The sequence below is a fragment of the Neptuniibacter sp. 2_MG-2023 genome (assembly GCF_030547495.1).
Classification (GTDB): Bacteria; Pseudomonadota; Gammaproteobacteria; order Pseudomonadales; family Balneatricaceae; genus Neptuniibacter.
In genome coordinates, this window is sequence record NZ_JAUOQC010000005.1 from 182,115 (window position 1) to 195,640 (window position 13,526).

At 45.4% G+C, this 13,526-nt stretch carries 11 protein-coding genes; all 11 read right to left on the reverse strand.

What is annotated here, in order from left to right; genetic code table 11:
• Window positions 1-475 precede the first annotated feature (475 nt).
• The 11 genes from Q4486_RS07140 to ssb all read right to left on the reverse strand — a co-directional run bounded on the left by Q4486_RS07140 (window position 476) and on the right by ssb (window position 13,368).
• Window positions 476-1,930 carry an NAD-dependent succinate-semialdehyde dehydrogenase gene (locus Q4486_RS07140; RefSeq protein WP_303416099.1) on the reverse strand — a complete coding sequence of 485 codons (1,455 nt, stop codon included), beginning with the start codon at window positions 1,928-1,930 and terminating at the stop codon, window positions 476-478.
• Window positions 1,931-2,088: 158 nt separating this feature from the next.
• Window positions 2,089-3,249, reverse strand: a complete 1,161-nt coding sequence (locus tag Q4486_RS07145) for an iron-containing alcohol dehydrogenase (RefSeq protein WP_303518905.1) — start codon at window positions 3,247-3,249, stop codon at window positions 2,089-2,091.
• Window positions 3,249-3,911, reverse strand: a complete 663-nt coding sequence (locus tag Q4486_RS07150; protein WP_303416096.1) for an ATP-binding cassette domain-containing protein — start codon at window positions 3,909-3,911, stop codon at window positions 3,249-3,251. The genes Q4486_RS07145 and Q4486_RS07150 overlap by 1 nt, the downstream gene beginning before the upstream one ends.
• Window positions 3,904-4,686, reverse strand: coding sequence for an ABC transporter ATP-binding protein (locus Q4486_RS07155; RefSeq protein WP_303416095.1), 783 nt, complete (start codon window positions 4,684-4,686; stop codon window positions 3,904-3,906). Before Q4486_RS07155 ends, Q4486_RS07150 begins: the two co-directional genes overlap by 8 nt.
• On the reverse strand, window positions 4,683-5,621 hold the full coding sequence (locus tag Q4486_RS07160) for a branched-chain amino acid ABC transporter permease (RefSeq protein WP_303518907.1): 939 nt from the start codon (window positions 5,619-5,621) through the stop codon (window positions 4,683-4,685). Before Q4486_RS07160 ends, Q4486_RS07155 begins: the two co-directional genes overlap by 4 nt.
• A 1-nt stretch (window position 5,622) precedes the next feature.
• Window positions 5,623-6,519: a branched-chain amino acid ABC transporter permease gene (locus tag Q4486_RS07165; protein ID WP_067983832.1), complete on the reverse strand. Its 897-nt coding sequence runs from the start codon at window positions 6,517-6,519 to the stop codon at window positions 5,623-5,625.
• 77 nt (window positions 6,520-6,596) lie between these two features.
• A complete protein-coding gene (locus tag Q4486_RS07170) occupies window positions 6,597-7,886 on the reverse strand; it encodes an ABC transporter substrate-binding protein (RefSeq protein ID WP_303416093.1) in 1,290 nt (429 codons plus the stop codon).
• A 314-nt stretch (window positions 7,887-8,200) separates the two neighbouring features.
• On the reverse strand, window positions 8,201-9,445 hold the full coding sequence (locus tag Q4486_RS07175; RefSeq protein ID WP_303416091.1) for an ABC transporter substrate-binding protein: 1,245 nt from the start codon (window positions 9,443-9,445) through the stop codon (window positions 8,201-8,203).
• A complete protein-coding gene (locus Q4486_RS07180; protein ID WP_303416090.1) occupies window positions 9,442-10,797 on the reverse strand; it encodes a sigma-54 dependent transcriptional regulator in 1,356 nt (451 codons plus the stop codon). The genes Q4486_RS07175 and Q4486_RS07180 overlap by 4 nt, the downstream gene beginning before the upstream one ends.
• 2 nt (window positions 10,798-10,799) lie before the next feature.
• Window positions 10,800-12,542, reverse strand: a complete 1,743-nt coding sequence (locus Q4486_RS07185; protein ID WP_303518908.1) for a sensor histidine kinase — start codon at window positions 12,540-12,542, stop codon at window positions 10,800-10,802.
• A gap of 271 nt (window positions 12,543-12,813) precedes the next feature.
• Complete coding sequence (ssb, locus tag Q4486_RS07190) at window positions 12,814-13,368, reverse strand: single-stranded DNA-binding protein (RefSeq protein ID WP_303518909.1); 555 nt, start codon at window positions 13,366-13,368, stop codon at window positions 12,814-12,816.
• Window positions 13,369-13,526 lie beyond the last annotated feature (158 nt).

Genomic DNA, 13,526 nt, shown 5'->3' on the forward strand with positions numbered 1-13,526 from the left:
GACAAAAAAGCTATTCCTCAAGGTAACGAGGGAATAATTAAAAGATATACCTTAATCCGCCTATTAAGCCAGCGAAACTTTCCACATTGATCAATAAGTAATTAAAAGATCTTATATATTTACAGTAACAGCCCCTAGAAACAGAAAACCTCGCAATGCGAGGCATTCAATCTAAAACTGATTTATGAGCTTCGAGTTTATGGAAAACAATTAATGAAAGCAACGAAGTAAACAGTGCAATATCTCATTACTTCACGACTCACCTTCACTAAAAAGATAGCCAGCGATATACACTCTTACCTTTAGCCCGATACAGAGTTTATCTTCGGCTATAACATTCCACCCTAATAAGCTTTTGTCTCCATAATCTACCTGTTTTACAGATGCCATATAAAGACCGTAATCAATTTTATGACGGAATAAAAAAGCCCCTATTAAGGGGCAATATAGCACTGAAGAAAGCCTAAACTACAAATCAGCTAATACCCATACAAAGGTACTTAATCTCAACATAATCATCGATACCGTATTTAGAACCTTCGCGACCTAAACCCGACTCTTTGATACCGCCAAATGGCGCTACTTCTGTTGAAATAATACCCTCATTAATCCCAACCATACCGTACTCTAAAGCTTCCGATACGCGCCAAACACGTCCTATATCTCGCGAATAGAAATACGCAGCCAACCCAAATGGTGTGTCATTAGCCATCTGTACTACATCTTGCTCTTCAGTAAATGGGATCAAAGTCGCCACTGGGCCAAAGATCTCTTCCTGAGCAATACGCATATTATTATCAACGTTACTTAAAATCGTTGGGCGATAGCCGTTTATTACAGTCGTAAAGCGTTCACCACCACTCAGCAATGTTGCGCCATTATCCAACGCATCATTAACTAGGCTTTCAACTTTATTCAACGCACGGTCATCAATAAGTGGGCCTATTGCGACACCTTCATCAAACCCATTACCTACCGCAAGCGCTTGTACCGCTGTCTTTAATTTCTCAGCAAAAGTGTCGTAAACCGCTTCATGAACAAAGATCCGATTAGTACAAACACAAGTCTGCCCCGCATTACGGAATTTTGAAGCAATCACTCCGCTAATCGCTGCATCTAAGTCAGCATCATCAAAAACAATAAAAGGTGCATTACCTCCCAACTCCAACGAAACCTTCTTAACATTGCTAGCGCACTGCTCCGCTAATAACTTACCTACAGGTGTAGAGCCGGTAAACGATAGCTTACGTACACGAGAGTCCGCACACAGTACTTTGCCAACTTCTGGTGCATTCGTGGATGTAACAACATTAAACACCCCTTTAGGGAATCCCGCTTCGAGTGCAAGCTGAGCAAGTGCCAGCGCTGACAAGGGTGTAAGCTCCGATGGTTTAATGACTACCGGACAGCCCGCCGCTAGGGCCGGAGCCACTTTACGAGTAATCATCGCTATAGGGAAGTTCCACGGCGTGATGGCTGCAGCAACACCAATCGGCTGCTTAAGTACTAGCAGACGCTTATCACGACCATGTGGCGGAATAATATCCCCATAGACACGCTTCGCTTCTTCGGCAAACCATTCAACAAACGATGCGCCATACAGCACTTCACCACGTGCTTCATTAACCGGTTTGCCTTGCTCTGACGTCATCAAAACAGCAAGATCATCTTGCGCTTCAATAATCAGATCAAACCATCGACGTAGCAACGCGCTACGCTCTTTACCGGTATAAGCACTCCAATCGGAACGAGCCGCTTCAGCAGCGGTAATCGCGCGACGAGTATCATCAGCACCTAAGTCCGCGACTTCTGCAAGAACGTCCCCTGTCGCCGGATTCTTAACGACAAAAACATCGCCGTTACTTGCATCGCACCACTGCCCATCAATAAAGGACTGCTGTTGTAATAAAGTAGGATTATTTAATTGCATTTAAAGGCCTCATACGGCAATTTTCCGTAACCTTGAACCTAACACGAACAAGGTTACTGGCATTTAGTTGGCTCTATCAATATAGACATGAATAAACTGTCTTTAAGGCGAAGTTTTTACCCCCCCAAAGCACTCCAATTTCATATCAAAATGAGCTATCACCACGCCGCTTGATAGATAGCTGTTGCATCCTCAAGGCTAACTTCACGTGGATTATTGACTAATAAACGAGTCTGCTTCATCGCATCCAGGGCTAAAGTAGGTATTGCCGACTCTTCGATATCGTAATCACGTAGTTGCGGTAATATTCCGAGGGAGCGGTTTAGCTTATCTAGCGCTTCGATGAATGCATTGCTTCGCTCTACAACATCAGCAATTTCTGCTAACTGAGGAAAAACCAACGGCGCTAACTCAGCATATTGCTCAGCACACTCAGACTGGTTAAAACGCATCACATGCGGTAACACTAGCGCATTGGTTAAACCATGAGGCAGATGATAGATACCACCCAATGGATAAGCCAATGCATGAACAGCAGCCACTGGGGAATTAGCAAACGCTTGCCCAGCTAGCATTGATCCCAATAACATATTTGAGCGTACTTGAAGATCCGTACCATCATGAACCGCCGACTCAATGTTAGCACCTAAGAGCAGTAAGGCCTCTTTGGCGGACGCATCAGAAATCAAATTATGGTTAGGGCTTGCAGAGGTATAAGCTTCAATAGCATGCACCATCGCATCAACACCAGTTGTAGCAGTCACCATCGCCGGTAAGCCTAAGGTCAATTCAGCATCCAACAGAGCCAGATCAGGTAGTAATTGAGAGGAGACAACCCCTTTTTTCTCCCCTTCCCCAACCGTAATGATGGATACAGCAGTCACTTCAGAACCAGTACCAGCCGTCGTAGGGATCTGAATCAGTGGAAGGCGCTGACCTTTCACCATATTAACCCCATAAATATCAGCTAATGATTCTTCGCCTTTTGCTAGTAATGCAACAAGCTTAGCAACGTCCATCGAGGAACCACCACCTAAACCGATCACACCCTCAACACCCGCATCTATAGCTTGCTGAGTTGCGGCTAGTACAATCTGTTCCGCTGGATCCGCTAGAACCTGATCAAAAACTAAAGCTTCAACACCTGCAGCTTTAAGTGTGTCCAATATAGGTGCTAGCAAACCTGCATTAACAATCCCTTGGTCAGTAACCACCATCACCCGCTGACCTATAGTACGCAGGCAAATCTCACCCAGCTCTTTTGCTGCACCTGGTTTACAAATCAGTTGCTTAGGAAAATTAAAAACAAAATCAGTCATTACTCTTCTCCTACCTGCTTCTGTGCAGATACTGCGCCACGCTCTATAGTGTAAATTTTATCGACCAAATCAGCCGAGTGGCTATAATCCGATTCAGACAGTAATACCGTTAGACCTTCATCTTTTAAGGTATGTAAAACACTCGCCAATCGACGGGATAAGGCCGGCGCTACACCTTCAAAAGGCTCATCTAATAGTAATAAGTGACTACCCGTCATCAACGCCCTAGCAAGAGCTACCAATTTTTGCTGGCCACCGGACAACTGCAGTGCTTTTCGGTCTGCAAATGCTTCTACTTCTGGCATCAACTCATAAACCCAAGCCAAACGCGCTTCAGCGCCTGGTAGCGTATTAGCCCAAGCTGGTATAAGAATATTTTCCTCGACCGTTAGCGTTGGTACGAGCTGTCGGTCTTCAGGCATATAGCCCACTTTCGCCTGTGATCTGAAGTGAGGCGCTAACGTCGTCATATCTTGACCGTGGATCGTAATACTGCCCGACTCAGGCGCAAGCAAGCCCATTACGGTCCGCATCAGTGTCGTTTTACCTGCACCATTGCGGCCAATCAGACCCACAAGAACACCCGGCTCGATGGCCAGATTAACATCACGCAATATGGGCGTACCGGCAATATTTGTATTAATCGATGACAACTTAAGCATGTTGCACCTCCTGTTCGTAATCGATATCTAGGTGGTGGCCCGTAACAAGCTCTTTTACTTTTTCATCATTCATGACTTCACTTACTGCACCATCGGCTAATACTCGACCATCATAAAAAGCAATAAGGCGGGTTGAATAACGCGCAATCACTTCCATATCATGTTCAACGAACAACACAGCCGCCCCTGACTTACGTACAGCACGCATCACGGTATCCATCAACTCAAACTTATCATCAATGGCCACACCTGAAGTCGGCTCATCAAGTAGCAAGATTTCAGGTTTACGCAACATCGCTAAAGCGATATCAAGTAACTTCCTAACACCCTGAGGCAAGGTCACAACCGTTTCAGCCATATAGCTGGTAATGCCATACTCTTCCAACAGCTGTTCAGCCTGCTGAATATTGGCTTTTGTTGCTAAGGGGCTCATCAACGGTAAAATCTTGTGCTTCATGATGCCGTAAGCGATCAAGACATTATCTAGTACCGTCAATTCAGGAAATAGTTGTGCGACCTGAAATGAACGGCAGATACCTGCTCGCATAACCTGCCGAGGGTTTTTCCCAACAATACTTTTACCTTTAAATAAGATCTCACCGCTACTGGGTGCAAGATAGCCAGTTACCATATTGATAAAGGTTGTTTTACCCGCGCCATTTGAGCCAATGACACCAACAATTTCACCCGCATTAATCGTGACATCGATATCAGCCGCCGCCGTAACAGCACCAAAATTACGAGCCAATGAACGTGTTTCTAATAAAGCACTCATAATGGCTTACCTTTCGTTACGCGCTCGACCAGAGACCAAACACCTTTAGGTAGATAGAGAATGATGACCAGTAACGCTATACCTAAAATCATCTGCCATGTGTAAGGGGATATTTGGAATGCATAAGTTCGCAACAACTCAAATAGCACCGCGCCAATAACGGGACCCGCAGCATGACCAACGCCACCCATCAAGGCAATAAAGACAAACTCACCGGAGGTCGTCCAATACGCCATTTCAGGATCAATGTGACCGGCCGCTAGCGCCGTAATACCACCACCAAGTCCAGCCATTGCAGCGGCTAATAGATATTTCGTATAGATAATTCTACGCACTGAAGCACCTAGATATTCGACACGAATTTCATTCTCTCGAACCGCCTCACCGGCATAACCCATTGGGGATCGAAGATAGCGCCACACAAAGATACCCACCCCAACAAGCGCAACTACAGCTAAACCGTAGGCAAGGAAGGGGCCGCTTTCACCTGTAGGCGTCCAACCGAACAACAAAGGTGGCTTAACATTAAAACCATCGGATGAACCAAAGGCAGAGCTTTTAACCAGTACACCGTAAAGGATCATCGAGAAAGCCATCGAGAACATGGCGAAGAATATATCCCTGTAACGGCATAGAAGCAGCCCAATAACCGCCGCTAAAGCGACACAAACCACTACCGCCAGTAAGATCAGCAGCAATGCATTTTGGGTTTCAAAATAGTCGCCAGCGATACCAACACAATAGGCACCTAGGCAGTAGTAAAGACCTTGACCAAATGAGACAAGCCCTGCACGCATCAGCAGCAGTAGTCCCATCACAACGAGCCCTTTAGCGAATGCTAAGGTCAATAAAAATGTTAACCATCCCGGCATAAAGAGGCCAGCCGCTAATAACGCGATACCTGCCCCTATGATCATCGTCGTTGCATATTTCATGTTAAATTTTCCTCGCGGTAGCAATGGCAAAGAGGCCCTGAGGACGGAACGCAAGTACTAACCCCATCACACCATAAATAACAAACAACTCAGCATCAGGGTAAAGATGTACCGCCGCAGAGCGGGCCAGCCCAACAATTAAGGCACCCAGTAATGCACCCCCTACACTGCCTAAGCCGCCAATTACCACCACAGCAAACGCCAAAATAATAACTTCAACACCAATGCCCGGCATAACAGAGATGCCTGGCGCCGTCAATGCACCCGCCAACGCACCTAAAACAGCACCAATAACAAAAGTAACTGTAAACATACGTGTGACGTTAATACCGAGGAAAGCAGCTGTATCACGATCATGAATAACCGCTTGTAGCAACTTACCTTTGCGGGTTCTATTCAGTCCCCACCAAAGTACAAAACAGATCAGTGCTGATACAAAAATCAACAAGATGTCATAATTTGCAAACGACAAGCCCGCCAGCTTTGTTCGTCCTAAAAGGGTATATGGCTGATAAGCAAAATACGCATCAACGCCCCAAATCAGCTTAATAACATCTTCCAGTATCAATAAAATCGCATAGGTCACTAGAATCATGACCACTTCGTCACGACCGTACATCATCCTTAACAGACCGCGCTCGATCAGAAGTCCTACTATGGTTCCGCCAATGAGGGCAGCCCCTAGCAGCATAAAATAAGCTCCCCACGGTGGATAACCACCCGCTAAATAAAACCCCACCAGCGAGGCACCGCCGTAAGCACCAATGGCATAAAAACTACCATGGGCCATATTAAGAATTCTCATCACACCGTAGATGAGAGTTAGGCCGGCTGCGATTACAAAAAGCCAGGAGGCGTAAATAACGCCATCCATCAACATCGCAATTACCAATTTCATGAGCAACGCTCCAGATTTACAAAAAAAAGGGCAAAAAAAAGACAAGCCAGCGTGATGCTAGCTTGTCGGATGCGCATTTAGTTACATTTAGCGCCAGGCATACCTTTTTCAATCCACTCATTGGCAGGCATATTATCGGAAGGGTTAACACATTCAGCCGCATAGCGACGAACATCAGTTACAGCAGGTTTACCATCTTTAAGTGCATAACGGCCATAGACCATTTCCATGCTTGCCTGATGGCCTTTACCCATATTCATAGAAACCTTGCCGCCCGGACCTTCATATTCAAGGTACTCAAACGCGGACACAACATCTTCAGTCGTCGGCTGGCCAGAAACCTTAGCCGCTGCTTGCTCTGTCGCAAGTTTCAAACCAAGAATACCTTGCACCATTTTATAAGCTGGGTAGGTTGGCTGGGTGCCAAAACGTTTACTGTAAGCATCACGGAACCAACGGTTCAGCGCATTATCCGGTGCATAAATACCAAATGGACCACGGCCGCCTAAGATCGTGCCTTCAGGGATCTGATCAGACAAACGGTACATCGCACTTTCACCGGTTGTCAGTAAGGCTGTTTGATCTTCAAACAAACCACGTGCAGCACCCTGAAGTAGGAAGGCTTCCATATCACCACCCCAGAAAGAGGAATGAATCACGTCAGCTGAATTCACCATCAGTGCAGAAATTTCTGCGCCATACTGGCCTGCATATATTTTAGGGAACTGCTTAGTTGGCACATCAATATCAGCCTGCAGACCTTTTAATGAACCGTAAAAATCAGCCCAAGACTCATGTCCAAACGAGTAGTTCTGGTTAATACCAGATACCGCTTTCAAATTAGGGAAAATATCTTTGATATAGTAGGACGCAGCTACGCTATCCATCGTTGTTGTCGGACCCGTACGGAAAACGTATTTAAATGAGTTATCTTCAAATACACGAGGCGTACCACAGTCAAACAATACCGTTAGGGTTTTTAGCTCTTCTGCAACCGCAGGTACCGCTAGGCAATCCCCTGATGAGATATAACCCACAACCGCATCAACACCTTGACGCTCAACCAAGTTGCGATATTCTGAAGATTGCTTAGTCGCACCACCAGCTTCATCTACATAGATAGGTTTAATGGTACGACCATTAATCCCTTTAGCGTTATACGGCGCAGGTAAGGCCCCTTCATTCAACGTTTCTAATAAAAGGTTCGCAGCGTTCTGCGCTGGTACACCAAAAGGTCCGGCAGCACCGCCAGAAAGAAAAGTAACCAAACCTAATTTGTATTCATCAGCAGCCAGAACAGGCTGAGCAACGGCTGAGGCTACAAGTAACCCCACTAAAGCAGACTTTTTAGCAAATGGTATAAACATTATTTTTTCGCCTTTTCATTCTTATCGTTATGGTTGTGAATAAAATGAGCGGCTTATGCGCGCCCATTCACTGCACTACTCGACAGGATTGAGCAAGCCATGTGCCAAGAAAAAACAAAACATCTAACCATTTGTTTAAAAAGGAAATTTTATAAATAAAAAGGGGAAACCCGATCACAGCAACAAGCTACCGATCGTTAACCGCTCAATCATGAGCGCCTAAAAAGACGCTACCGATCAAACAAAGGCTAATGGAGAGACGTACAAAAGACGGATAGAACACAAAGAAATCGGAATAAGTCCCAACAACAGAACTACTTGGGCTCAGTCTGTTCTGACAAATTAGGATGATAAATCATCCAATTACCTAGCATCATTCGGGCGGGCAAAAAACGGCGATCAGGTATAGTTTCACCTATCGCTATAACCTGCTGTAATTGGTGATTAAGTGGATTCATAAATGAAACAAAACCATCAGGGTCTTCCGGCAGCTTAAGTCGTAAAGAACTAAAAGCCTCCCTTATATCTTCATCACTCGCTTCAGGCCCGGCTAAACGCAGCGCTTCAGAGATAGCTAAAATACCGGAATACGCTCCCTCCGCTGCGTAAGAGGGATAACGCCCTGTTAATTTATGGAAGCGTTCAACAAACCATTTATTATAATCTGTTTCCGGCCAGTTATTATGATGCCTCGACGATAAAATAAGCCCCGCAGGCATATCCTCACCTAATGCGGCCAACACTTCATAATTACCACCCGTATCAAAATTAGCGAAACGAGCATGCTTAAACAGTGTTGTTTGATTCGCCTGCTGAATGAATGCAACCAGATCTCCACCCCAAAGAGCATTGACGACTAAATCAACTTTCTTATCAACAAGTGCTCTGAGGTAAGAGGAGTAATCGGGTTCATAGAGCTTAGGCCAAAGAACAGTTTCAACTTGATAATTAACACCTTCATAATCAAGCCGATCTCGTAAGTCTCTCCATGCCTGATAGCCATAGTCATAGTCCGGACCTATATAGGCAAGACGTAAGGGCTTAGCACGCGCACCCTTATTAAATTTTTTCTTAATATAGAGTGCCGCAGCCTGCATCGATTGCTGAGCATTATTACTGACACGAAAATAGTAATCCCGTGCCTTTCCACTCGTTAACTTTGAGGATGCATGATCAGTCCCAATAAAGAAGATTTTTTCCTCTTCAGCTACTTCCGCCACTTGTAAAGCTATAGACGAATTCACGACACCACAAATAAAACGTACACCGTCTTTTCGAACGAAATCCCGCACCTGACGCGCTGCCTTTGATGCCTTAGAACTACTATCTGCCACCAACACGCGAATAGGCGGATACGATAAAGGGGGTTGCTGTAAACGCTCGAACGCGAGTTTAATACCTATAACACTATCTTGCCCATAAATACCTCCTCGCCCCCCCATAGGAAAAAGACAGCCTACGCTAGCTTGAGCATCAGCCTTCGATGCACCCAATACCAACTCCCCAGCTTCGACTCGGCTAATGAGTAACAAACAAACACAGATAAGCCTGAGCATCATTCCCCATTCTCCAGATTTAAGCGCTGTATTCTTCGCTTGAGTGCATGACGAGAGATACCTAATTTCTCGGCTGCTAACCCTTTCCGCCAATCAGACTCTTTAAGTGCGTCTAAAATCAACTGCCGCTCATGATCCTCAACAGCCTCACGATAATCATCTTTAACCACTGGCGCTATACGTGAACCTTCATCAAACTCTGCCGGAAGCATCTTGACCGTAATACGTTGACCAGAATAGAGGATCGTTAATCGCTCCATCAGATTTTTTAACTCTCGAATATTGCCCGGCCAATCATATTTCTCAAGCACACTAAGTACCTCATCATCGAGCTCAATCGGCTCGCAATGCTCCTGACGCGCAAACAGTTCACTAAAGTGGGCAACCAATAAAGTCACATCTCGATCCCGCTCAGACAGACCCGGAATATCTACAGGTAATACATTTAAACGATAAAATAGATCGGCTCTAAAAGTACCGGCCTCGACATTCGCTTTTAAATTACAGTTAGTAGCAGCCACTACAAATACATTCGCCTGCCGTTCACGGCCTGCGCCAACGGGACGATAATTACGGTTTTCTAAGAAACTCAGCAATTTGGCTTGCAGATGAAGAGGAATTTCACCAATTTCATCTAAAAATAACGTACCGCCGTCCGCTAGATCGATCAAACCTGCGCGACGCTGATTCGCACCCGTATAGGCGCCCCGCTCCGCACCAAACAACTCAGCCTCAATCAATTGTTCCGGCAGTGCTGCACAGTTCACTTCAATAAAGGGTGCATCAGTAAAGCGAACATCATGTAACGCGCGCGCCACTAGCGCTTTACCTGTACCAGAAGGCCCCGTTATCAACACGGTTTTTCCCGAACTTTGCCCAACACGCTCAATCGCATCACGCAAGGCGGTCATCTCTCTACTACTACCCACTAAAGGGCCCGTTTCTGTACTTTTTTCTCTTAAAAAACGGATCTCTCGCAGCATACGAATACGCTCAGTGCTACGACGAATGAGTAAGATCAACTCCTCAATATCAAACGGTTTAGTTATATAATCTATAGCCCCCTCTTTGACCGCCTTAACAGCCGAGCGTGTATCCCCATGGGCTGAAATCATAATGACAGGAAGGTCAGGGTTCTGTGCCCTCAGTTGTACGAGCACTTTTATACCCGATATATCCGGTAAGCCTAGATCTAATAACACAACATCAGGGTTTAATATTTTAGCTTGCTCTATCCCTTCGTTACCGGTGTAAGCTCCACTGACAAGCATCCCCTCATCACGGAGGGAAAAACTGATACTACGAACTAAATTACGTTCATCATCAATAACTAGAACTGATATTGCCTTATTCATAACTACTCCTGAGCCTCTGCAACAGGTAAAAACACGGTAACCGTTGTGCCTTCACTTTTGGTACTCTCAATGCTCATTCGCCCGCCATTACTTTTAATCAGCGTATTACAAATCGCTAACCCTAACCCTGTACCGGCAGATTTCGTTGTATAGAAAGGCTCCATAATATGAGCCAAAATATCTTCTGGCATTCCTTGCCCATTATCTCGGACAGATAACGCAATTTCTGCACCCTTTTGACATCCATCCAGTGCGATCAAATCACCTTGAACAGACATCGCCTCGAGCGCATTCAATAACAGATTCATTAATACTTGCCGAACATGCCCTTCATCGGCCATCAAAAACATAGATGGAGGACACTGCATGCGTAACTCTATATTTTGATTGCGAGCAGATGCTCCAACCAATGCGACAACACTACTAAGTAGCTCCTTCGCATCGATTCGACTTGCTAAAGGGTCCCGAGGTCGAGCAAAGTTAAGTAGATTTTCAAGCACATCGTTCACACGATCGATCTCTTCCTCAACGAGGCTCATCATCTCTTTATTTTCTGGATTTTTTTCTCGCCGAGAGAGCGCTGCTACAGTTGTGCGGATAGTCGTTAAGGGGTTGCGTATATCATGCGCTAGGCCTGCAGCTAGCTGGCCTAAAGTCGCCTGTCGCTCTATAGCTAAAGTCGACCGAATGAATTTTTTCAATTGAAGTCTCATTCGCTCAATCGACTGGGTAAGGCGCAGCATCTCCATCCCTTGAACATGGGCAACAGGCGTTTCCAAATTACCAAGAGCTACCTGCTCAACACTATCAATCAGACTTTCAACTTGTCGATTTAAACGCCGAGAGATACTCATATGCAGCCAAAATAACCCGGCTACGGTGAATATCATCAGAATAATTAGCCAATAACGCATCCTTTCAACCGGCGACATGACCAACTCTCGATCTTGTATTACATGTAACGACCATCCCGGTAGCAAACTAAATTTTTGCACCGAATTTTCAGTAATATTTACCGGCTGACCAACCACATCGTAGGTATTGTCATCCCCAGCCTGTAGCAAAACCCGAAACGTGGTTCCCTGATCCAAACCACGCAATATCTCTGTAAATGAATTGAATCGAAGAACCAGACCAATACTGCCCTTTTGATCTGTATTAACATCCAACTGTCGCGAAGTCCGTAAAACAACGCCCGAAGGGCGCTCAATAGAGTATGCTGACGGACCTATCAATTCTGCGCCTTCAAACTCATAAACATTATTCTTAGAGATTAAACCTATTTCCCGTTTATCCGGAAAGCTCCACGCAACCTCCCCCTTCTCATCGAAAAAGACAACCCCATAGACACTTCTCGCATCCACTTGCAGCCGCAGGAAGCTCTCAAGCTCAGAGGAGATATTCTGTCGCCCCTCAGGAACAAAATATTCAGGGCTATCAAATTGATCCGTCAACGCCTGAATTTCAAATTTACGTTCACGAATAAAAACACGAAACTCATTTTGAGTAGCAGCGACCCTTGTCGCCAGTTGCTCTTCCGTTAAGCGGGTGACTAATTGAGAGAAGTAGGAATCGTACAGGCTCGCAAATCCAATCAAAGGGATTAGCGCAACTAAAAGGGATAACCATAAATATTTCGATGCGAGGCGATTTTTTGAAACCCCATGGGGCAACATTTCAACTTCAGTCGCCGTTTCACTTTCTTGTGATCTTATATGCCGAACTACTGAATGATCACCGTTCAAAGAAATATCCTATTATTGGACAATATTATTTTTATCGATCAAATGTGTAAGCAAGAATAACACCATGCCATAAAAAGAAAGGAACAGGCTTATAAGAGTAGCTCATTTAGGCGTGATGAGCGAAAAACGATCAAAAGCACATCTTTGAGCGATCGAAAACCGCTCAAGACTATCAGGCAATAATTACAACGCAAAAAACAAAAAGCCCCGCAATAGCAGGGCCTTTTGGAATCACACAATGTAAAACCTTACATTTTACATTTATGGAACGCTAAAACGGAATATCATCATCAAAGTCATCAAACCCAGGAGCGGCTTGCGGTGCCGGAGCCGGTTGTGGCGCTGGCGCTGCAGGACGCTGAGCAGGTTTAGATTGCTGAGGCGCATACTGAGGCTGAGATGCTGGTTGTTGAGGGGCCGGTGCAGACTGCTGAGGCGCATAACCACCCGCTTGCGGCTGCTGCTGATAACCACCGCCATCCCCAGCTCCTCGACTATCAAGCAACTGCATTTCGCTGGCGACGATCTCAGTCGTATAACGATCAGCGCCACTTTGATCCTGCCATTTACGCGTTCGCAAAGCACCTTCGACATAAACTTTACCGCCTTTGCGCATGTACTCGCCGGCGATTTCAGCTAAGCGGTTAAAAAAGACAACACGGTGCCACTCTGTACGCTCTTGCTGCTGACCTGTCTGTTTATCTTTCCATGATTCAGACGTTGCAATCGTTACGTTAGTGACAGCATTACCGTTAGGCATATAACGTACTTCTGGATCCCCGCCCAGATTACCGACCAAAATTACTTTGTTAACACCACGTGCCATTGTTCTCTCCAAAATCTTTGTTCGCGTCAGATGCTAAAAGCTACGCATATAACAGCAAAGCTTACCACGCGATCAGTTGAACTCCCATAGCAAACAGTAATCATAATTTATCTATCTGTATAGAAATAAAGATAGAGCTTCAGGCAACCGCAAAAGTC